At 35.6% G+C, this 22,038-nt stretch carries 22 protein-coding genes and 2 pseudogenes; 8 read left to right on the plus strand and 16 right to left on the minus strand.

Annotated elements, in window-relative coordinates:
• Positions 1-5: 5 nt before the first annotated feature.
• Positions 6-1,011 (plus strand): IS630 family transposase gene (locus ABWU24_RS06680; RefSeq protein WP_353274215.1). Its coding sequence is split into 2 segments (ribosomal slippage): positions 6-515 and positions 517-1,011, totalling 1,005 coding nucleotides; the frame shifts between segments, so codons are not numbered across the junction.
• Here ABWU24_RS06680 and ABWU24_RS06685 read toward each other — a convergent pair.
• The 9 genes and pseudogenes from ABWU24_RS06685 to ABWU24_RS06725 form a co-directional block, all read right to left on the minus strand.
• Positions 1,005-1,301 (minus strand): group II intron maturase-specific domain-containing protein, encoded by a 297-nt coding sequence (locus tag ABWU24_RS06685; RefSeq protein ID WP_353274788.1) that lies wholly within the window; start codon positions 1,299-1,301, stop codon positions 1,005-1,007. The two genes, ABWU24_RS06680 and ABWU24_RS06685, sit on opposite strands and share 7 nt — an antisense overlap.
• 52 nt (positions 1,302-1,353) lie before the next feature.
• Complete coding sequence (locus tag ABWU24_RS06690) at positions 1,354-1,557, minus strand: hypothetical protein (protein ID WP_353274635.1); 204 nt, start codon at positions 1,555-1,557, stop codon at positions 1,354-1,356.
• 126 nt (positions 1,558-1,683) lie between these two features.
• The gene (locus tag ABWU24_RS06695; protein WP_182282558.1) at positions 1,684-3,477 is read right to left on the minus strand and encodes a reverse transcriptase/maturase family protein; all 1,794 of its coding nucleotides are present in this window, start codon (positions 3,475-3,477) and stop codon (positions 1,684-1,686) included.
• A 394-nt stretch (positions 3,478-3,871) separates the two neighbouring features.
• A protein-coding gene (locus tag ABWU24_RS06700) for an IS5 family transposase (RefSeq protein ID WP_341815401.1) occupies positions 3,872-4,664 on the minus strand; the annotation gives its coding sequence in 2 pieces (ribosomal slippage) (positions 3,872-4,399 and positions 4,401-4,664; 792 coding nt in all).
• Positions 4,665-4,899: 235 nt separating this feature from the next.
• Positions 4,900-5,901: a group II intron reverse transcriptase/maturase gene (gene ltrA / locus ABWU24_RS06705; RefSeq protein ID WP_353274637.1), complete on the minus strand. Its 1,002-nt coding sequence runs from the start codon at positions 5,899-5,901 to the stop codon at positions 4,900-4,902.
• Positions 5,855-6,136, minus strand: coding sequence for a hypothetical protein (locus ABWU24_RS06710; RefSeq protein WP_353274639.1), 282 nt, complete (start codon positions 6,134-6,136; stop codon positions 5,855-5,857). The genes ltrA and ABWU24_RS06710 overlap by 47 nt, the downstream gene beginning before the upstream one ends.
• A gap of 43 nt (positions 6,137-6,179) precedes the next feature.
• The gene (locus tag ABWU24_RS06715; protein WP_338405986.1) at positions 6,180-6,302 is read right to left on the minus strand and encodes a hypothetical protein; all 123 of its coding nucleotides are present in this window, start codon (positions 6,300-6,302) and stop codon (positions 6,180-6,182) included.
• A 345-nt stretch (positions 6,303-6,647) separates the two neighbouring features.
• Positions 6,648-7,499 (minus strand): reverse transcriptase domain-containing protein, encoded by an 852-nt coding sequence (locus ABWU24_RS06720; protein ID WP_410541964.1) that lies wholly within the window; start codon positions 7,497-7,499, stop codon positions 6,648-6,650.
• Between the two features lie 634 nt (positions 7,500-8,133).
• Positions 8,134-8,379: pseudogene (locus tag ABWU24_RS06725) on the minus strand (PD-(D/E)XK nuclease family transposase); the annotation flags it as partial.
• Between the two features lie 416 nt (positions 8,380-8,795).
• On the opposite strand from ABWU24_RS06725, the gene rnhA reads away from it, so the two are divergent.
• From rnhA to ABWU24_RS06760, 7 genes and pseudogenes are all read left to right on the plus strand, one after another.
• Positions 8,796-9,332 (plus strand): ribonuclease HI, encoded by a 537-nt coding sequence (rnhA, locus tag ABWU24_RS06730; protein WP_410542177.1) that lies wholly within the window; start codon positions 8,796-8,798, stop codon positions 9,330-9,332.
• The gene (mutL, locus tag ABWU24_RS06735; protein WP_353274641.1) at positions 9,323-11,110 is read left to right on the plus strand and encodes a DNA mismatch repair endonuclease MutL; all 1,788 of its coding nucleotides are present in this window, start codon (positions 9,323-9,325) and stop codon (positions 11,108-11,110) included. The genes rnhA and mutL overlap by 10 nt, the downstream gene beginning before the upstream one ends.
• A gap of 68 nt (positions 11,111-11,178) precedes the next feature.
• Positions 11,179-12,102, plus strand: a complete 924-nt coding sequence (locus ABWU24_RS06740; RefSeq protein ID WP_353274643.1) for a helix-turn-helix domain-containing protein — start codon at positions 11,179-11,181, stop codon at positions 12,100-12,102.
• A 170-nt stretch (positions 12,103-12,272) separates the two neighbouring features.
• The gene (locus tag ABWU24_RS06745; protein ID WP_353274644.1) at positions 12,273-12,938 is read left to right on the plus strand and encodes a RadC family protein; all 666 of its coding nucleotides are present in this window, start codon (positions 12,273-12,275) and stop codon (positions 12,936-12,938) included.
• 170 nt (positions 12,939-13,108) lie between these two features.
• Positions 13,109-14,311 (plus strand): annotated as a pseudogene (locus ABWU24_RS06750) (hypothetical protein).
• A 65-nt stretch (positions 14,312-14,376) separates the two neighbouring features.
• Complete coding sequence (locus tag ABWU24_RS06755; protein WP_353274646.1) at positions 14,377-15,297, plus strand: helix-turn-helix domain-containing protein; 921 nt, start codon at positions 14,377-14,379, stop codon at positions 15,295-15,297.
• Between the two features lie 89 nt (positions 15,298-15,386).
• Entirely contained in the window at positions 15,387-16,322 is a 936-nt protein-coding gene (locus tag ABWU24_RS06760) for a helix-turn-helix transcriptional regulator (protein ID WP_353274648.1), read from the plus strand.
• Between the two features lie 39 nt (positions 16,323-16,361).
• On the opposite strand, the gene ABWU24_RS06765 is transcribed toward ABWU24_RS06760, so the two are convergent.
• The 7 genes from ABWU24_RS06765 to ABWU24_RS06795 all read right to left on the minus strand — a co-directional run bounded on the left by ABWU24_RS06765 (position 16,362) and on the right by ABWU24_RS06795 (position 21,981).
• On the minus strand, positions 16,362-17,282 hold the full coding sequence (locus ABWU24_RS06765) for a patatin-like phospholipase family protein (RefSeq protein ID WP_353274650.1): 921 nt from the start codon (positions 17,280-17,282) through the stop codon (positions 16,362-16,364).
• A gap of 8 nt (positions 17,283-17,290) precedes the next feature.
• Entirely contained in the window at positions 17,291-17,512 is a 222-nt protein-coding gene (locus tag ABWU24_RS06770; RefSeq protein WP_019236453.1) for a hypothetical protein, read from the minus strand.
• A gap of 67 nt (positions 17,513-17,579) precedes the next feature.
• Positions 17,580-18,125, minus strand: coding sequence for an ankyrin repeat domain-containing protein (locus ABWU24_RS06775; RefSeq protein ID WP_353274651.1), 546 nt, complete (start codon positions 18,123-18,125; stop codon positions 17,580-17,582).
• A 58-nt stretch (positions 18,126-18,183) separates the two neighbouring features.
• Complete coding sequence (locus ABWU24_RS06780) at positions 18,184-19,149, minus strand: phage late control D family protein (RefSeq protein ID WP_353274653.1); 966 nt, start codon at positions 19,147-19,149, stop codon at positions 18,184-18,186.
• Positions 19,146-19,355, minus strand: coding sequence for a tail protein X (locus tag ABWU24_RS06785; RefSeq protein WP_353274655.1), 210 nt, complete (start codon positions 19,353-19,355; stop codon positions 19,146-19,148). Before ABWU24_RS06785 ends, ABWU24_RS06780 begins: the two co-directional genes overlap by 4 nt.
• The gene (locus ABWU24_RS06790; protein ID WP_353274657.1) at positions 19,352-19,690 is read right to left on the minus strand and encodes a phage tail protein; all 339 of its coding nucleotides are present in this window, start codon (positions 19,688-19,690) and stop codon (positions 19,352-19,354) included. Before ABWU24_RS06790 ends, ABWU24_RS06785 begins: the two co-directional genes overlap by 4 nt.
• The gene (locus tag ABWU24_RS06795) at positions 19,690-21,981 is read right to left on the minus strand and encodes a phage tail tape measure protein (RefSeq protein WP_353274659.1); all 2,292 of its coding nucleotides are present in this window, start codon (positions 21,979-21,981) and stop codon (positions 19,690-19,692) included. The genes ABWU24_RS06790 and ABWU24_RS06795 overlap by 1 nt, the downstream gene beginning before the upstream one ends.
• Positions 21,982-22,038: the final 57 nt, after the last annotated feature.

Consider the following 22,038-nt stretch of genomic DNA (forward strand, 5'->3'; position numbering starts at 1 on the left):
TATAAATGGCATTAAGGTCAAAACTATTAGACGAAAAAGTTGTAAATTTGGCGAAAGAAATGTTAAAAAAGGTCAGAAATAACGCATATGTTTCAAAAAAGTTACAAGCGGTGATAGCAGGAAAAGAAAGTAGTATAAGCGCTGTGGCAAGAATATGTAAAATTTCAAGGACTGCTTTGACTGAATGGATAAAGCATCTAAAATTTGGTAGAGTAGAAAGATTATTTTCCCCGTCTCAGCGGCGAAGAAAAAGCAAATTAAACAAAAATCAACGTGAGCAAATTGAAATATGGGTAGAAAGAAATCCAAATATTACTATTAAGGAAGTGCAAATAAAAATCTCAGAGGAATTTGGCCTAAACATTAGCAAATCAACAGTGCACCGTGAGATACAAAGGATGAAGTTTTCTTACATAACACCGAGGCCAATTCACCATAAACAAGATAAAAACAAGCAAGAAGAGTTTAAAAAATACTTCAATAAAATAGTCAATTCCCACCCTGAAAAGGAGGTATTTTTTTGATGAATCACGATTTGGAACTCATTCAAAAATCGGACACGGATGGTTTAAAAAAGGGGTCAGAACACAGGTTAAAATGAAAATTGGTAGACAAAATTTCTATATCTACAGTGCGGTAAATCCAAGAAGTGGTAAGAAAATTAGCCTACTTGCTCCATATGTAAACACTGATTGTATGAATATATTTCTGGAGCAGATGTCGAAAGATTTAGGCACGAAAGAAGCCTTTCTTGTAATGGATTGTGCAAGTTGGCATAGATCAAAAAGTTTGAAAATTCAGGAAAACATTACCATCATATACTTGCCTCCTTATTCACCGGAACTGAATCCTGTTGAAAGGTTGTGGCAATATATCAAATACAATACTTTACGCAATAGTATCTACGATACCATAGGTTTACTTGAAGATGTTTTGTGTAATTTTATTGTCAATATTTCCAGTACTACTATTAAACGAGTTTGTAATGTTTCTTATTTGTTCGGTCAGTAATGGATTTTGGTATTACTTGTCATAAAGCGCCAGTTTTCGTTATTATATTTCTTAAAGTACCTTCTTTTTATCCAGCATCTCCCTTTGTTTGGGTGCCTAAAAACTGCCCACTTCCAGAATTTTCTATGCATAATATTATCCAATGAGCTAAAGATTTTACATGAAACTACCGAGGAGTAATATTGACTCCATCCTCTGTTTATTGGATTGAGATCCTTTATCACCCGTTCTTGTGGTGCTCTACGCATTTCTCTGAGTTTATGTTTAATAGCTAGTGTATGCTGTTTTATAGAATTACGACTTGGTTTACTTGTAACCTTTCTTACTTTCTGTTATTGGATATTATCTTATTGAAAATCCAAGAAAATCAAATCCTGGTTTTGTTTCGTCAATGGTTCTTAATGTATGAGAAACTCTTGTTTTAGAGGGCTTTAATTTTAGTCCAATGGTTTCTAACCATTCTTCAACTAAAATTTTTGCTTTAAGAATAATCTCTTCATTTTCATGTATGATGACAAGGAGAGTAGACCGGCGGAACTTCCCCACCAGTCTCTCGCAGAACTGTACGGAAAGTAGAGTGGGCAGCCAGCGAGTTACTTGTTAAGTACTTTTCCAACAACCCCTCTCCGAACCACGCATGATCGTTTCCGTATCACGTGGCTCTCCAATAATCTAACGTTTTAAGGAGTCACCATCATATTTTCCATATTGGATTTTCTTATGGCATTCATGACAAACAACAAGAGTTTTCCTCTGTCGTTCAATCATTCTCTTTTTCCATTCCGGTAGTTCAGTATTACGTTTACCTAGCAAATCAGCAAGTTTACGTACGTGATGTACTTCAATCTGCTCTTGTGATTTACATAATTCACAAGTTTGTGCCAATAGTCTTTGCTCTATTTCACTACGCTTATTCCATATTGGTATAAGGTTATCACTTATGCTTACCCATTTATTCCATTTTAGCAACACAGCACCAAAGTGTGTAATTAATGGTATCTTTGATGGTAAACGATCTACTCTGATTTGGATGACTTTTCGTTTTTCACCTTCATCATTTTCGATCGTCGCACCAAATTTTCTATAAATTTTCCTGCAAGTTGTTTTGTATTTAGATGCTAAAGTCTTTACTAATGATACTTCCATCACATATTTCAGATAACTTAGTGTGTGAAGGTTGTAGGCCATTTTGTAGTATTGTACAATTCCTCGATATTCAGTTTGATACTGAGCAACAATACTGTAAGCTGTATCAATTGTACGTTGAGGTAAATGTATCGGTTTACCACAACGCATATATTCAGAACACTTTTTCTGCTTTATATGATGTGGTACACGTAACCCAATACTACCGTTAATACATCGTTGTGTCCGATGATCATGTTTATCATCTGCATGCAAAACATGTATTTCATAACCCAAAAAATTGGCTTTGCTATCACACGCATGTGTAATAAACGTTTTATCTTCATTAAGCATAAGTTTGAGCTCCTCATTGAGAAACCCAGCAATCTCATTCTTAATTTGTTCAGCTTCATTCTTTGGTCCTGCAAACCCTACCAGAAAATCATCAGCATACCTAACATACCAAAGACGTCGATAATTTAGATCGCAAGAATCCTTAGATGGCATACCCTGCACTAATTGACGCAGTTGTTTTGCTTGATCCCAGTTCCCTTGTTTTCTCATCATCGATACTTGCATGGTTAACCTTAAATATTTTGGATTTGTCCTTCTTCGCTTACCTCGGTTATTTGCTGGTATTAGTATATGCTCCACATGTTTATCTAACCGATCGAGTAATATGTTACTCAGAATTGGACCAATAATAGAACCTTGTGGTACCCCACTATGACTCTTATTGTACTTCCAATTTTCCATATATCCTGCTTTTAGCAGTCGATTGATTAGCTGAATAAAACGGTTATCTTGGAAGCTTTCACTCAGTATTTTCAACAACATAGTATGATCAATTGAGTCATAACATGCACTGAGATCTCCCTCTATAAACCATTTTGTACCTCTGCCTTTTTGCATTACTGCTCTTAATGCAGTGTGGCATCCACGCTTTGGTCGAAATCCATGTGAACATTCACTAAATTTAGGCTCATAGTAGGCTTCCAATATTAATCGAATTACTTCTTGAAGTAACTTATTTGACCATGTTGGCAACCCTAACGGCCTGCGTTTACCACTCTTCTTTAAAACATAGATACGTTTTACTGGTGTCCACCGATATCGCTCATAGCGTAAACCCTCTATGATTTTATCGATCTTTTCCAAAGACATACCATCAACTGTTTCAACTGTCACACCTTCTGTCATAGCACCTTTATTACGACAAAGTTTGCCATACGCCCGAAGGTAAAGATCACGCTGATAGAGTAGGCGATATACGTTTTTAACCGGCAAATTTCTTTGTCCACGTTCACGTATAATGTTAAGTATTGTTTCAGCTTTCCGCATCTTGCGTACCTCCCAATTTCAACATTCAATTATCTGTCACCCTTTGCCCTGTATGTGGCTTTCCCACACTCCCCGGTGATTCGTTACTTTCACGACTACTACGATGACTCCGTAACCATAGAACTCGCGTTCCTTAGGTCATCCCATGTTCCGTCACTAAGAACTGTTCTAGATCAACTTAGGTTTTCTATTCATCCTCTTAAATAAGTTCACTACTTATCGTTCTACAGCCAGAATGTCACACAAACGAAAGTTTAATTTGTGCTTACTGTAGACATGGGGTTTTAAATGTGATACCCATGGATGTGAAATCCCACCCCTGAAGATTAGAATTCAAGCAGTTTAGCTTTAACCATATTGATCAGGTGTTGCAAGCCGTTACCTTAGAGCCTGTTCATAATCTTTTCAGAAGCAAAGCAGCGAAAGCAAGAACGACCATTTGCAGGCTAGTGTTGAGTTTCCGCTCGCAATTTTTCCACAATCGCCTACATTTTTGCAACCAAGCAAAAGATCTCTCAACAACCCATCTTTTCGGCAATACGACAAAGGTGTGTAATTCGTTTCGCTTTATTACTTCAACGGTAGCGCCAATAGTTGCTTTTATTTGTGTTGCAAAATTTTCTCCTGTGTAGCCAGCATCAACTAGTATATTTTTAACTTCAGATAGGTTTTCTTTAGCATTTTTAACCATTCTCACAGCGCTACTACGATCAGTTATTTCTGCCGTTGTTATATAAATTGCGTGGGGTAAACCTTGTGTATCTACCGCAATATGGCGTTTTATTCCTGAAACCTTTTTGCCTGCATCATAGCCTTTTTCTTCAGCAGTATCTGCATTTTTTACGCTTTGTGCATCAATTATGCAGAAGCTGGTTTTTTCTTTCCGACCATTGTTTTGTCGGACCACGCCAACTATTTTTTTTTAATACCAGCTCCAGAACACTTTCTTTATTTGCATCTGCTTTTTCACTCCACTTCTTAAAATAGTCGTAACAATTCCGCCATTTTGGAAACTCTTTTGGTAACATTCTCCACTGGCAGCCACTTTTTAAGACGTATAACACTCCACAAAATACATGATATAAATCAAGTGTTCTTGGCTTTGTCCTCTTCCTGCAAGACTCCAGATCTGCTACAATAATCTCAAACTTTTCTCGACTTATATCACTTGGATATAAACTTCGCATATCCTACTTTATATACTTTATCCTCTCATTCTATCCCTTTTTTGAGATCACGTACAGGCTCTTACACATCTTCAGATAACTCTCGCTTTACATACATGCTCTTGTCCTCCTTCCCTTTCGGGTTAAAGTTAGTTGTTCACCTCGAGGCCATTTATTCTGAACCCCGCTTAGCTCCGCTAAGTATTTCTTAATGCGTACCACGGCGCACCCTCTCGGTTTATATAGCTCCCATTATTTAGTCCTTTGATCCTAACCCAAGTGTCCAATGATAGAAAATATTTGGAGACCTCTTTCTCACTTTTCCTAGAAATTGCTTTGCTAGTCTTCCATGATCTCGAAGTTTCTTATATTTGGTTCTGACCCATCTTATGAGGTATCTCTCTATATTTCTGAGAGATGTATAAATCTCCGATTTATAAAACCTGCCATAGTACTGAAACCAGCCTCTGACTATTGGATCTATTTTCTTCGATATTTCCTCTAATGTGGTCCACGTAATCCGATGTATTCTCCATGACTTTATGGTTTTCTTGATCTTCTTCTTGGCTTTGTTGCTGATTGCAGGTAGAAATGAAACATAACAGTCCCTCTTCTTATTCTTTGCTCCTCTAGCTCTAAAGGTATAGCCCAAGAAATCAAAGTTTTGTGTAGGAAACTCATCTCTCCTATCACCATCCTTACAGTACACTATCTGTGTCTTTTCAGGATGTAACCTCAATTTACACTTAGCCAATCTTTCTTCGATCATTACTTTCATAAATTCTGCCTGTCTCTTAGTTCTGCAGTGCACTATCGCATCATCCACATACCTCTCAAATGGTACTGTCGGGTAGTTCTTTTTCATCCATATATCAAACACATGATGCATGAATATATTAGAGATGATTGGGCTAACTGAACCTCCTTGCGGAACTCCTTTATCCCTAACTACCTTACTGCCATCTGCTTGCTGAATGGGGGCTTTCATCCACCTCTCAACATACAGTATGATCCATTTGCAGTCAGTGTGTTTCTTGATAGCCTGCAGTGCTAAATCGTGGTCCAGATTGTCGAAAAATCCAGATATATCAAGATCTACTGCCCAATCATTTTTCCAACATCTCTTCCGTGCTGTATATACCGCATCCAATGCAGACTTATTTGGTCTATAACCATATGAATCCTCGTGAAATTTCGGCTCTACTAACGGTTCAAGATACATAGTAGCGGCTGTTTGTGCTATCCTGTCGGACAACATATAGAGTTCTTTGTCCTCCCGTATCTTTCGGTATTGTAACAGCTTTTACTGGCTCGGGAAAATAACTTCCGGATGACATCCGATTCCATAGTTTGTACAAATTATCTTTTAGATTCTCCTCAAACTTTGTTATCGAGACCTCATCTACACCTGCAGCACCTTTATTTTTCGATACTTGTTTATAAGCCCTACAAATAAGTTGCTTTGGTATATCAAAAGACTTTGTTTTATTCATTAACTCCTCCCTTTCGGTTGATACATAATTAAAACTGAATAACTCAGCTCCTTCGCTCCATTTCCATTACAGAAACTTCTTCACTACTACGAGCTGATCCGCCCCTGTTTTTCGCATCGGTACTCTCATCCTTAGAGTTTAGCTCCTTGGATTTCTCCCTTATCATCGAAACGACAGGTTCCCGTAGTTCCACACAATAGCCTGAAATAGATTCATGCCACCTTTATGCCGGACGCCATCTATCCAGTAAACAAGCTCCCGATAGATTTATCCCAGGTTACAAACGACCCCCTGGTTTTGACGTCATTTAAAAGGTTTCGACACTTCATCAGTGGTTCATTTTCGTTCATCTCTCTATTCCTTACATGACATATAATTATGCCTTTTCCATAACGCTCACTACCTTGGCTCTTTACCAAAGCAGCTTATGGTTGTTTGAAGCCTGCTCTTGCAAACCGGCTCCGAGGGGCCCTCCCTCATCTATTGCACAGCTTCAACACTTCCCGTGTTTCTACGGCGCACAGTCGTCTGCGTACCTGATTACATTCACTCCACTTCTGATTTTTCCTCTTCTTTTGCTACCTAATTTACCAAAGCGACTTTCTAATAACTGTTCAAGACCATCTAAGGTAAAGTTAGCTAGTATTGGAGAAATTATACTTCCTTGCGGAGTGCCAGCAGTTGTGGGATACAGAGTTTTCGATTCTAGGAAACCAGCTTTTAACCATCTATGAAGAATTTTCTTCTCCATAGGAATATGCTTCATGAGCCATTCATGGTTAATGTTATCAAAACAACCTTTGATATCACCTTCGAGTATCCATTGTAGTTGATTACGACTTGCCAGTAATAAGTGGCAAGCCACAGTAGCGTCTGCGCAGGATCTTTTAGGTCTAAAGCCGTAAGAGTGACGATCACTGATTGTTTCAGCTACCGGTTCCAACGCGAGCAGATACAATGCTTGCATCGCTCTATCTTTTATCGTGGGTATACCAAGAGGCCTTCTTTTGCCATTAGATTTACTGATATAAATTCGTTTGAGCGAAGAAGGTTTATATCCTCTTTGTTTTAACAGCTTTATTCCTTGAAATTTAGCATTGCAAGTTGACCATAGTTGACGATCTACACCTGCTGTGGTTTTTCCTTGGTTTTCAGTTACTCTCTTAACAGCCAAAGCTTTTCCGCTAAAAGAGCGTGTGAGAAGATGTTGTAAAGCTTTTACCTTACCCCATCTTCCTTCTTGGACAGCCTTAACAATACGTCTTTGTAGCCTCACAATAACTTTCTGGCATTTCTTCCATGGCAATTGCTTCCATGCTTCAAAGCTTTCGGTAGATGCACTTACAGGTTTACTTGTAATCATCTGCTTTCCTACCTTAAGTGGTTAACAAAGTTTCTTGTCACGAGGGACCAAATGGAAGTCTGCTCGTTTTCACGAGAATTAATGTTACAAATTCTATCCATTTCGTTACAAAATGGCATTCGCTTTCTCCATTATCCTTTACCTGCACCTTCATCAGCATTCCTTGCGGTTTGCTTGCCATATAGGCGAAAATACAGGCTTACCCTGTTCCTTCTATCATACAACAGTGGGTTAGGTGGCTTCTCTATACCGGTGGAGTTATTATTTGCGTACATCCAGAAATGAAGAATGTAACTTATCCACATTACCTTTTGGTCAGAGCTTATCAGCATCTTTAGCTCTTTCATCGTATCGGTACTTATAAAGCTTCACTTACGTTCACCATACCACTAAGCCTAGCCCTCCAACCACATGATGCTTGCAGTTTATGCCCCTCTCACGATTGAGCATCTTCTTTTTCAAGAGGAGGTTCATTGTCCGCATCGCTCGGCACCAACCGGTTGCCCGATTCGCACTGATGCGTAGACTCAGATGGCAAAACATCTGGTTTAATAAGTTTTAGAATCCTTTCAGTTTCTTTCTGAATGAATTCCTCTCCTTTTAAACAATATGACCGAAGACTTTCAGGTCGCACCATTTCTATAATATATCTTGAACCTTGAGAGTCCTTACAAAGAACATCAACAATACTCTGCTTTTTAGCGGCAATTTCAGGGTCTAAAATGGTAGCTAAGAATTCAACATCGTGAATAGCAGCTAAGCCAGTAAAGCCTAAAATATCGTTCAAGAAATGAATGAGGATATCTTTATTCTTCTCGGTGCCAAATATTCTTTTAAATGCATAATCGTTGCGAGCATCAAGAAACTTCGAAAGAGCCATAGCAAGAGTACGTAAAAAGCATTAATAATTATACACAATTGTGAAGAAATATTCAACGTTTTTGTGCTAAAGTCTATTAAAGTTAGCTAAATTTCAAGAGTTGGCAAAAAACTACCTTCATAGATGACCATAGAATGCTACTGCGCACCTTAGCTGTTTATTTTATCATCTTTTACAACTCCCTCCATAAACCCCAGCAAATGAATTCATGAGCTATAAAGAGCTTTAAAAACACTTATTTTGGGTGTGAGAGATTAACCTCCTAATAAAAATACAAGCCCAAAAGCTCAATTACGACTTACCTAATATCGTGAGGACAGGTTCATTAATCTCCCACACCTTTACATGATAAAGATCTTGAAACTTAGTGTCAACATTTCAGTAGCAAATTTATGTTAAATCTATATCCTGTCAATATGGACAAAAAGAAGGTTATAATATATACAGATGGAGCTTGTTCTGGAAACCCTGGTCCCGGTGGATGGGCAGCCGTGGTAATGTATGAAAATAAAAGTGTCTTTATCAAAAAACGTATCTCTGGAGATGAAGAAAGCACAACAAATAACAAGATGGAGCTAAATGCTGTAATTAATGGACTAAAGATGTTAAAAATTTCCTGCAAAGTTATTGTACACACTGATAGTCAGTATATTAAACAAGGTGTAACAGAGTGGATCAACAAGTGGAAAATAAATGGTTGGAAGACAGCCGATAAAAAGCCAGTGAAGAACAGAGAATTATGGCAGGAACTAGATGAAGTTGCTTTGCAGCATGATATTAATTGGAAGTGGGTTAGAGCTCACAACGGTAATATGTACAATGAGGAGGCAGATAGACTTGCTAGAAAGGAATCTAAAAAGCTAAAATATAGAGATTGTGAGGTCAAGAAATCACCAAAAAAAAATAGAGGGAACTCTAAGTTTCATAGATTGGGTGGAGTATTATGGCAATAATTCTTTTAGACACAAAAACAATAAACCGTATAGCAGCGGGAGAGGTAATAGAGAGGCCAGCAAGTGTAGTAAAGGAATTAGTAGAAAATGCAATAGATGCTGGAAGTACAGAAATAGAGATCAAAATAGAAAGTGGTGGGCGTAACCTTATAACTGTGACAGATGATGGAAATGGAATAGAAAAGGACGACTTAGAACTAGCATTTATGAGGCATGCCACTTCAAAATTAAGCGATAGTGAGTTAATAGAAATCAAGCACCTTGGGTTTAGGGGAGAAGCTTTACCTTCAATTGCAGCAGTAAGTAGAATGAAATTATCGTCTAAGGCAAGTGGAGCAAAGGAAGCATGGTCTATAAGGTATGAGGGAGGAGAAAAAATAAGAGAGATTACCCCTTGTTCTTTGTTGCAAGGTACATATATTGAAGTTCGTGACTTATTTTTTGCTACACCAAATAGACTAAAATTTCTAAAAACCGAAAGGGCAGAAACACAAAGCATTGTTGACATTGTAAATAACTTAGCAATGATTAACTATAGTATTGGGTTTACTCTCACTTCCGGTAATAAAAAGCTCTTAAAATATGTTAAGCAAACTTCATTATTTAACAGATTATGTGAAATAGAAGAAGAATTTCAGAGCAATTCGCTGGAAGTTAAAGAGGAAAAAGACGGCATCAAACTTACGGGACACATCTGTAAACCAACTATTAGTCGTGGCAATTCAACTCAGATCTATACGTTTGTTAATGGAAGGCCAATAAAAGATAATCTACTTATTGGTGCAATTAGATATGCGTATCAAGATTTTATTCTAAGTGGAAGGTATCCTTTTGCAGTGCTGCACTTAGAGATACCATACGATCAAGTAGATGTAAATGTGCATCCAAATAAATCAGAAGTAAGATTTCAGAATAAAAGGTTGATATATGAAATAGTAAGAAGAGGGATAATAAAAGCATTATCAACGAGAACAGGCGTATTCGCAGTAAATGATCAAAGTATTGAAGAGTTTGATAGCCAAGAACAGGTTAATGATGAAGAGAAAAAAAATCAAAAAGAGTTTTATGAAAAGAGACCAAGTCTTTTAGAAAATCGTCTAATGAAAGAGTTCAATGCACCAGATGAAAGAAGGCAAAGCTTACCAGAAACTTTTAAGTATGGAGAATCCCCAGCCCAAAAGGGAACGATGGTTTTAGAAAGGAAGCAAATTGATTTGGTAGAGGATCATCCCCTAGGATATGCACGTTGTCAGGTCCACAATACTTACATTATTGCTGAGGCTGGAGATAGGCTGATTATAGTAGATCAACATGCAGCCTATGAGAGGTTGATATACGAGTGCTTAAAGCAAAAATCAAGCATAAAAAGACAAAAACTTCTTCCTGAAACAGTTGAAATTAAAAACCAAGCTGGAATGGGGATGGTAAAAACTTATAAAGATGAGCTTTTTGAAATGGGTTTTGATATTGAAATAGAATCAGAAGATAAAGTAAGGGTGAAAGAAATACCTGCAATCTTGGGAACAATAGATATAAAAGAGATGCTAGTTGATATAGTAGATAAGTTAATGGAAATGAAAGATACGGTGCCAATAGAGGATAAGGTGAATAAAATATCAGCCACAATCGCTTGCCATGGAGCAGGAAGAAAAATGAAATTGGAAGAGATGAATGAGATACTAAGACAAATTGAGAAAACTCCATATTCTGGTCATGAAAGACCAACGTATATAGAAATGAAACTAAGTGATATAGAAAAATTGTTTGAAAGGAGATGAGTTCAGTTTGTCAAAAAGGTTGCCAATTAAGTATACGTAACAGCTCTTCTGATTATGGAGTATAAAATTTGAAAAAAGAGAATAAATGCTCTAATTTTTTAGATTACAAAGTGATAGGACAGGAAGTAAGAAATCGTAGATTAGCAAAGGGATATACTCAAAAAGATTTAGCAAAAAAAATCGGAACAACATATCAGGTAATACTGCAATATGAAAAAGGAACACGCAGAATTTCAATTAAGAAATTATATGAGTTAGCAGAAGCATTATCAACAACTGCTAGAGACCTAGCTTGCGGACAAGAAGTATCAAATGAGAAAGGGTATGAGGGAGAGGAGGTACTAAATCTAGTAAGAAGACATAAAGAGATTAAGGATCAAGAATTACGTGAAACGTTTTATTTATTAACTAAATTCATCCGTATTAGTGAGGAAGAAAGTGGAAAGGCAGTAAAAGTAGAGGTGGCAAAGGGTTTAGTTAAGGAAGGAGTTTCTATCTCTCAAACGACCAGTTTATCTATTGATGAATATGATGAGAAAAAAATTTCTATTCCGTATAAAGTAGGTCAAAGAATAAAAGAATGGAGGTTGAGGAGAGGATACACTCAAGAAGATTTAGCAAGTAAAGTAGGCATAATAAATCAAAGAATATATGAATATGAACAAGGACGAGCTGCTGTTTCACTTGAAATGTTAGATGAAATAGCAAAGGTACTATTAATTAATATTACAGGTCTGCTTCCAGAAACAAGAGAAAATGAGAATAGTGAAGTGGAACTATCAAGGTTAATAGAAGAATACAAAAAGATTAAAAGCCAAGAGCTACGTAATGTACTAATAAAATCTCTGTTTGAAAGCATACAAGTTTGCAAAGAGAAAGTGAAGAGAGTAGAAAAGATGAGAATTGCAAAGAATTTAGTTAAGGAAGGAATTTCTATCAATATTATTTTAAAAACAGTGGGCATCTCTTTAGACGAAATTCAACAAATTTAAAATAAAAAATCAGTATATATTAATATCTTTACCTATTCGTGAAAAAATAAGTAAAAAAGATTGAGAAATTGATTTGACTTCACTCAAAAGCTATGGCTTTATGCCAATGCTGACAAAAAAACAGCAGTAAATATATAAAAACATTTTGTTATTAGTGAAGGGTAATTTTTATGAATAATAAGAAAGATCGTAGAGAAGAAATAGAGTTCAGAGCATTAGAAAGCAACGGTAAAGCTCTACTTGATCGTGAAGTAATAGAAACGTTTCTAAGTGCAGTGCATGACAGGGAAGAAGCTCGAATTATTGCTAGAAAGCTAATAGATAGTTTTGGAATAGGAGGAGTTTTAGGTCAGGAAATAGATGACTTGAAAACTATAGAAGGGATAACTGACTCTACAGTAGCAGTAATTTTATGCCTAAAGGAAGCTGCAAAGAGAGTACCAAGAGAAGAGTTAAAGAAAGGACCTGTAATGGATAACTTGGAAACCATCGTAAAATATTTAAGGGTGAGTATTGGTTATTCAGAGGAGGAAAAGATGAAAATAATATATTTTGATCAAAAGTGCCGTTTAAAGGGGGAAGAAGTGTTCACTGGTACAGTGGATAAGGTACCTTTTTACATAAGAGAAGTAATAAGAAAGGCATTAATAAGAAAAGCGACGTCAATAATAATATCGCATAACCACCCAGAAGGAAGGTTAAAGCCATCTGATGAGGATGAAGCTGTAACTAAAGACTTGGCTAAAGCTTGTCAGACTATAGGGATTAGGTTACTGGATCACATTATCATCACAAGTGTTGGGTATTTTAGCTTTAAAGAGCAAGGACTGTTATAAAGCAGATATTTGAAGATTTTCATGAGTTGTTTAACTACTTGAATGAAGAAAGTATTTGCAAGTGCATTAATTATTGCTTACAATTAATGAGAAAGTATATATTAAATTAATAATAAAGTAATAAAGTCGGTTATAGACTTAGTTAAATATATTTAATAGCGGAGGCTAATATGAGTAATAAAATAATTGTACCTTTTGATGATCAAGAAGGAGGTACTTACGAGTTAAACATTGATCTTGATAGATTATCAAAAGGTGAGGTGTTAAATGCTATTGTAGGAATAGGTCGTACTAAGGAGCAATCCACCTTTGTAAGCAAAATTAATAAGGCTAAAAAGCCTGAGGAAATAGCACCTTTCCCTGGTAGAGAAGTTCGCGAAAACAAAATCAACTGTAGGAAAGGATTTGACTATGTTTATGGCACAAAACCTGTAAGTGATCAAGAAGATAAAAATCCATTTACCTCCGCCTTGCAAAAAATAAAGCCAAGTATAAGCGAAAGTGAAAAGTTGAGCTGGTTTAAGAGTGGAGTGGTAAAAGCAAAAACCCCAAAAGAGATGAACAAAGTTATAGATGAAGTAATAGGTGATGGAACAAGGCTAAATGCATGTAATGATGGGGAATGGAGTTTCTCAGAGTATGTAGTATTAGGTACACATTTTCATAAATTTGATAAGGTTGATCGTAAAAAGGTAATACGTAAATTAATGTTAAGCGGTGCAGAGTTTCATGATACTCTACTACAGAATAAACTGATAGGTGAAATCTATGATGAGCTACAACCAGAAGTTCAGCCACAGATAGATAAGCAACTAGAAGAACTAGAAAAAGCTGGCGAAAGTGCTGTTTAAGAAGGATCCTTAATAGATCTCGAGATAGACAATACAACATCATATATAGAATTTTCTGATAATAGCAAGGTAGAGGTAGCCAAAATACTGGAAGCAAACAGAAAGTTAGGAAGTAATATTTTAAAAATTGGTAATGATGCAGTTGAGGTTAAAAGCGAGAAGGGAGGTATAAGAAACTATATCGATATGTCAGATGAAAGCTCTATTATATTACAATTTCCTACAAGCATTGGTCAGCTAAATATTATATTGTACCACGATGTAAAAAAATATGATCAAGTACAAGTCAGAGTAGAAAACAAGGAAATGTGGGCTGAGTTACAAAAAAGAGGCGAAGAAATAGGAAAAAACTGCCTTTTTGGGGGAGTGAAACTTCAAGAAGCAGTAGAGAAAGGTAATTTCACTAGATGTGGCATATGGAGTGAAAAGTATGCTATAAAAGAGATTAGCAATGATGAAGTATTGTCTTCATGGGTAAATAGGGTATGTGGAGGTAGTAAAGAAACCTTTAGGGAACTTTAATTCATTTATTTTAAGGTTCCAGAGTTTACTGGAGCCTTTGAGCTATAGTAGAAAATATTATATATATGGTTTTTTGCGTGGAAAAAAGTCTAGATTATGAAGTAGGACAAAAAGTAAAAAGTTGGAGGTTAGAGCGAGGTTATACTCAGAAGGGTTTAGCAGAGAAAATTGGTGTAAAGTACTGGGTAATACTGCAATATGAGAAAGGGAACCGTAAAATTCCAATTAAGAAGTTATATGCTATAGCAGAAGCATTATCAGTAAATGTTAAAGGTCTAGTTTGTGGAGAGACGCTACCAAATGAAAAAAGATATTTTGAAGATAAAGAAATATTAAATTTAGTAAAGGGGTATAAGGATAAAGAATTAAGCGAGGTATTTTATTTATTAACCAAATTTATTCGTTTGAGTGAGGAAAGAAGCAGAAAAGCGGTAAAAATGGAAGTAGCAAGGGGTTTGATGAAAGTAGGAGTTTCTGCTCATGTTATCTCTCGAACAACTAACTTATCTATTGGTGAGTATGAGGAGAACAAAATTCCCATTCCATACAAAGTAGGGCAAAGGATAAAAGAGTGGAGATTGATACGAGGATATACTCAAAAAGATTTAGCGAATAAAGTTGGCATAACAAATCAAGGAATATACGAATATGAACAAGGGCGAGCTGCTGTCTCACTTGAAATGTTAGATGAAATAGCAAAGGTATTATCAATCAGTATCATAGATCTACTTCCCGAATCAGATGAGGATAGTGAAGCGGAAGAAAAGCTATCAAACTTGATAGAAGAATACAAAAAGATTGAGAGTCGGGAATTACGCGATATGCTAATCAAGTCTTTATTTGAAGGTATACATGTTTATAGAGAAAAGGTCAGAAAGGAAAAGAAGATTGAAGTTGCAAGGAATTTAGTGAAAGAAGGAATTTCTGTTGATATTATCTTGCAAACGACAGGCTTATCAAATTATATGATTAAGAAATTTTTGTGATTTCATAAAAACTTAGCCAATAGTGGATTTTTTTGTGATAGAATATATGTTTGCTTCTGTAGGAAAAACAGCTTTTAGAGGATTTATCTATGATAATTCAGAGCATATTGAGCTACGAGCTGGGGAAAAAAATAGAAGGTTGTAGGATAGTACAAGGGTATACTCAGGCAAAATTAGCAAGCAAAATTGGTTTAACATATAAGGAAATACATAACTTTGAACTAGGGTGCAAGGCTATTACAATCAAAGAATCGTATATAATAGCAGGAGCATTGTCAGTTAATGTTATAGATCTACTTCCAGAACCAACAGTACTAAGAGAAAACAGTTGGTATGAAGATGAGGATAAAGAAATAGTCTATCTAACAAAAATACATAGAGAAATTAAGGATCAGGAATTACGCAAGAAGCTGTATCCATTAGTAAGGTTTGTATATATTAGCGAGAAAATTAGCCAAGAAGAAGCGAAAATAGAAGTAGCAAAGAATCTAGTGAAAGAAGGAGTTTCAGTTGATATTATTTCCCAAGTGACTCGCTTATCTACTTATGAGTATGATGATATAGAGAAAGAAATTTGTACTGATTCTATACTCTACAAAGTGGGGAAAAGGATAAAAGAGGAGAGATTAATACGGGAATACACTCAGGAGGACTTGGCAAATAAAATCGGTTCAACACCTAAAGAAATACACGACTATGAACGAGGATATACAGACATTCCAATTGAAATATTATATAAGATAGCAAAGACATTATCAGTTAACATTAAAGCTCTTGGACTAACAGAATATGAAAATGAGCCAGTTTTTGGGTTTATAGGTAAATGCGAAAAAATTGAGGATCAAGAATTACTGGATACGGTAGCCAGATCTTTATCTGAAGGAATGCAAACTGGTAAAGAAAAGGTTAAAAAAGCAGAGAAAATCAAGATTGCAAAAGATCTAGTTAAGGAAGGTGTTGCTATTGATATTATTGTGCGAGCAAGTGGCCTAACTGCTGGTGAGTTGGGTGATTGTGAAAATTGAATTGTGTTAAACAATATATTAAGATATAAGTAAAGATAGTTATATATTTAATATTTCTATACAGAATTTTTCTATCACTTTCTGATTGTCCTCTATCATTGCATTTGCCTCTTGCTGAAGAGATCTGATATTTTTTGATGTAATATTATCCATGTCAGGTGATGCTATTTTCAATTGCGATTGTATTCTTACGTATCTATTGCCTATTACTTGATTCATCTGATAATTTACGCAGTCCAATCCAGAGGCAAACATCACATTTAACAAAGGTTTTATCCAGCCTATTTTTCCAAATCTCTTTGAATTGGCATACTCTATGCTTCTATCTGTTCTTCCAGTACCTATCGATAACAGTACAATATCATCATTTGGAAATAACCTCTTACCACTTGCATATGCACAAGCCGCTGGATTATTGGCAAATATCCCTCCATCCACTAATACTCTGTCTATCTGATCAATTTTTAGATGTTTTGGTATGAAATAAGTGGGTGCAGCCGTTGCAGCTCTGAGTGCATCTTTCAGCTTAATATTACCTTCTTTCCAGCTTTTGAAGAAAAATGGGCAATTATTGTGAATATCGTAACTTGCAATCAGTACATTATTTAAGGTGCTTTGTAAAGTATCATCACCAAAATATTTATCCAGTACAAATTCAATATTTTTATGTGGGTATTGTGCACAGTTAAACCAAGATAATATTGATCGCCTGAAGAATGAAGATTTAAAAATATATGACCCGTATTCTTGGTAAAATTCAACTAAATCATTGGCAGAGTATTGAAGTTTATTGCTTTTACAAAGTCCAGCAACAATAATCCCACCGGTTGAGGTGCCTGCCATTAAATCAAAAATCTGGGAAATTGGCTTTTTTGTCCTAGATTCAATTTCTGCAAGAATAATGGCAGGTATTATCCCTCTAATGCCACCTCCATCTACAGATAAAATGTACTTTGTCACTGTAAAATTTATTTGTGTTTGTGAATAGCTTCAAGTTCGTTGACTTCTTCAGTGAGGTTTTTCACTCTCTCTTCAAGTCGATAGACTATTTCGATTAGTTCTTGGTTTTTTTCTATAAATTTATCATGGATGTGTACACGTAAGTCAAGTTTTGCCAACCACCATATGAATCCTACAGTCTGTAGAACTATTGTTATTATTACCGCTATTGGGATTTTTTGCTTTTTCATGTGAAAGTATTAATCTATTATGGATGGTTTTGGGAGTTTATATAGAGATCATAAAAAACTTGCAGCTTTAGTGATTACTTTTTGTTGATTCGTATCGGTCCTCTGCTTCTGCAAGTAGCTTAATGATTTCTCTGTAAGGTTTATCTTTGTTGTGCCTTGATGCCATTACAGCTATTCTTCTAGGGCTTTTTCCATTGCTATCCTTTATATTAGGATTCGCTCCTTTTTCTAATAGAAACTCAACGATTTCTAAATAGCCTTGATCTGCAGCAGAATGTAGCGCTGTCCATTTGAATTTATTAGTAGCATTAATATCAATACCATCTTCTACTAAAAACCTTACGATTTCTAAACATCCTTCTCCTGCAACATAACGTAATGATTTTTCACCAATACCTATATTATCTTTTATCAAGGATTTCACAGTTTCCAAGTCACAGTTCTTAGCTGCGATTTCTAATGTGGCACTATAACTCTCATCTCCTTTTTTAAAAAAGGAAAAATATATAACCACAATACACACCGTTAGCACTATAAGAAAAATTAATCCATCAAATTCTCCTTGGCGTATAATTGAATTTTTATGAAAAAGCCTTCTTACATTTCTGTTCATGTAGTACTGCAATAATTATACCCATCTAGAATTAAATGACTATTTGCTTAAGTTTCACTTAAACAGCTTTGCTCACTGCTGCCTCTACTATAGTTTGATATCCTCTATTATTCAGAATATGTTCTGCCCTGCTGATTACCCATTCACCTTCAATTTCCTGACAAAATCCTGAAAGGCTGATCTTAGCTTCTGCAAATAATTCTGGATTACCAGGAACAGTTACATTTAAATTTGATGTACTACGTTTTAGTTGTTTTAACTTGGCTGCTGCTGCACTAATTGCTGATTCTGCGGTAGAGTAAAGCGTTTGCAGGGTATAACTTGGACCCTCATTTCCCACTTTCTCTTCTATAGTTTCTCCCTTTTCATAACTGTGCCATTTTGCAATAACAGATCCATATTTGTTACGCACATTAAAATTTACCTCCCAATTTATAATATCTTTAGGTGTCAATACTGTTGTACCTAACATCTTTCCAGTCGCTGATCTTGCTTCTCCCTTCGGAATAAAAATTATATATCCTCCTGCTGGTTTTACTAGTGCATCATATTTTTTGCCTAATCCTTCCAAAAAACTCATGTCGCTTTCATCTGCTTGAATGGTATGTGGTATAAATATATTTTCAAATCTTTCAGCGACTTTACCTTCATACCCATGTTCTTGTGCTATTTCTTTAATCAAATCTCCCAAGGTAATGTCTTTCCATTCCTTTGATTTTCTTTCCTTTAATGATCCTCTTAAACTTGCAGCGTCACATTTTATTCTTAAAGTTTGTGGTGGACTTTGTATTGTAATTTGATTTGCCTTATATACCCCCATAGGTAATAAACCTGTTTCTTTATATCCTAGAAAAACCTGTAAATTACCCTTAAGTTCTAAAGCGCTAGAGCTATAATTAATACATATCTCAGCTTCGTCACTTGTAGTACCTGATCCATCAGTGACACGTAGTAATATTAAACTCTTTTTTAAAACCTCTGTTACTGGGTTATTTTTTGCTACTATATCAAAGTCTGGTGTCATTCATCTAAAATGTTTATAACAGATCCTTTCGGTATTTTTTGAATTTTAGGAAGCTTAATTCTTAATCCAGCGGGCAAAAAACTTCCATGTTCTGCAAGGCCTGGATTTTCAAGCAATACTTCCTCCACTGCTCCACTACTGTATCCATAATGTTTCCAGCAAATTTCATCTAACATTTCGTTTTCTTTAGTGTAATAATAAATCACTTGCTGTAACTTTTTAACTTCAAAATAAACTCAACTTTTCTTGGTTTTCCATCAGGAAAAAATAATATCTGTTTTTCTTCTACATTAGTAATGACAAAATTTCCAAGCACATTTCCTGAATTATCAACCAGAACTTGAGTATCGCGTATATTTTTTAGCTGTTCTAAGCCATTACTCTGATAACGTGGATAAATTACTCCTGTCAGATCAATACATTCAATTCCTGAGCCAATGTTTTGTAGCAACGTTTTTTCAATACATTCAATTGTATACCACCTTTTTTCTTTACTGTATCTTAGGCTTGTTGGTTCAATCTTACATTTCCCAAGCAACATCAATGTAACTCTTCAACTATATCAAAAAGTGCCCCACGTGCTTGTTCTCTAAATCGTTCTATTACTGCATCAGCAACGCTGCGGACATCTTCAGACTTAATGTTGATATTAAACGTTTGATAGAATGCTTGATTATATACTTTAGATTCCCTATTTTCATATCTACTTTTCTTGAATGCTTTCTCAACTTCTTCTTGTTCTATAGCTCTTTTTTCTTCTATAACACCTTTAACTTTAAAACTCTCAAAATTGCCTTTACTATTTTCTGAAAATTGTTTAATAGCACTATTACTTGTCAATGGGTTTCCGTTACTGAAAATGCTATTTTTAGAAAGCCTATTAACAACATTTCCATTATTTTCAAATTTTCTAATCGGACTATTCTCAGCAAATATGCTACTAACTTTATTTCCTATCCATGAAAAAGTTTCTCCTATGGGTTTAATGAGTGATTTCCAAAAGTTAGAGAAAAAGTCTTTTACCTTTTGCCAGTTAGTGATAACAAGAGCTGCACCAGAAACAAGACTCGCTATTAAAAGTCCAATTGGGTTAGTCATTACAGCTAGTGTTATTGCTCTTAGCCCTGTTATTACTGCAGGAAAAACTATACTTGATAAAGATGAAAATGTTGTCAGTATTGTTGCTTTAAGACCAAAAATTGTACTTCCTAATAAAGTAATTCCATAGCCTACTCCCACTACTAAGACTTTCAAACTTATCAAAGCTGCTAAAGTACTCATGATTGCCGTAGTTAAAGTTGGATATTTTTCTGCAAAAGAAGCTATACGCTCTGTTATTGCTTTCAAACTTCCAGCTACATAATTTAAAGTAGGCAACATTACTGACCCTAGATTCATGCCAGCTTCAAATACTGCATTTTTAAGTAATTGTAATTTATTAGCTGTAGTATTTGCCCGATTGTTAAATTCGTCCTGCATTGAAGCGTTATATTTTTCTTTATCAGCTAAATGTTCAATAGCTTTCTTGTAAATGTCTAAGCTTCCTACTAAAAGAGCAATGTCATCTTGAAACCCAGCACCAAATAGATTCATAAGAATACCGGCACGCTCTTGGTCATCTATTTTTTTTAAAGTTTCAAGAAATTGCAGTATTGCCTCTTGAGGATTTTTTTTAATAGTTTGTTCGAGCTCTTCTATACTTGTTCCCATCTCATCTAATGCATCGTGAAATTCAGGACTTTGCTCCCTTGCGGTCTGTAGTTTACTAAGAAAGTTATTTATAGCAGTTGCTGCTTTTTCAGGTTGTTTACCTAAACTTATGAACGCACTTGCTAAGCTACTTGCTTGATCAACTTCTAAACCAAACTGTTTAGCATTACCGCCAATTCTATTCAGTGTAAGAACCATTTCCTTTGCTTTAGCAGCGGTATTATCTGAAAGATGGTTTATTATGTTACCTACATTTTCCATACCATCAACTTTAATTCCATAGACGTTGGATATTTTCGCAATAGCATTACCAGCTTCCTCTGCCGACATATCAAACGCTGTGGTCATTTTAGCAACTACTGTTGTAAACTTCATAAGATCATCTTTGTCAATACCAAGTTGACCACCACTTGCGGCTATTTGTGCTAATTCTGCAGCTGACAATGGCATCTCCCGAGATAATTTCTTTAACTCTTTAGCGAACTTTGATGCTTCATCTTTAGTGTCATTTTGTACAAATTTTACTACCTTTTTAACGTCAGCCATAGCACTTTCAAAGTCAATCGCAACTTTAACTGGAGCTGCAAGCGTTAGCCCTAGCCCAATAGTCTCTATAATTTGTGACTTAAAATGTGCTTTGCTTGCTAAAAAACTTTGGTGACTACGTATTGCAGATCCAAGCTTACCATACTTGCCTTTCAGCGCTTCAATGGACGAGCCAAGTTTATATTGGTCACTTACTAATGACTTAATATTTCTTCCACTTTTTCTTACTTCTTCATTAAATGAATGTAAAGCATCTCTCTTTTTTAAGTATGCTTCTTTTGCTTTTGTTGCAGAGGTTTTGGCCTTGTCAAACTCTGCTTTTAAAGTTTTGCTTGGTTTCTCTATTGCTTTCATTTGTTTAGCTAAAGATTTTACTTGATCTTCAAAGCCCTTCCACGACCTCCTGCTAGTCAAAACATCACTACCCAACTGCTTAAATTTTGATACTGATTTTAAAGATGAATCAAGCTTTCTTATATTCTCACCAAGACGGGTAAGTTGACTACTGCTTCCCTTTATTACAGTATTAAAACTGCCATCAAGTACCGCACCTATTTTTATCGATAATACTGACATTTGAACTCCCTAGCTAATTTGCTCCATAAAATAAACTCACTAATCTCCATATCAAGA

This window comes from Wolbachia endosymbiont (group B) of Hofmannophila pseudospretella (assembly GCF_964028515.1).
Classification (GTDB): Bacteria; Pseudomonadota; Alphaproteobacteria; order Rickettsiales; family Anaplasmataceae; genus Wolbachia.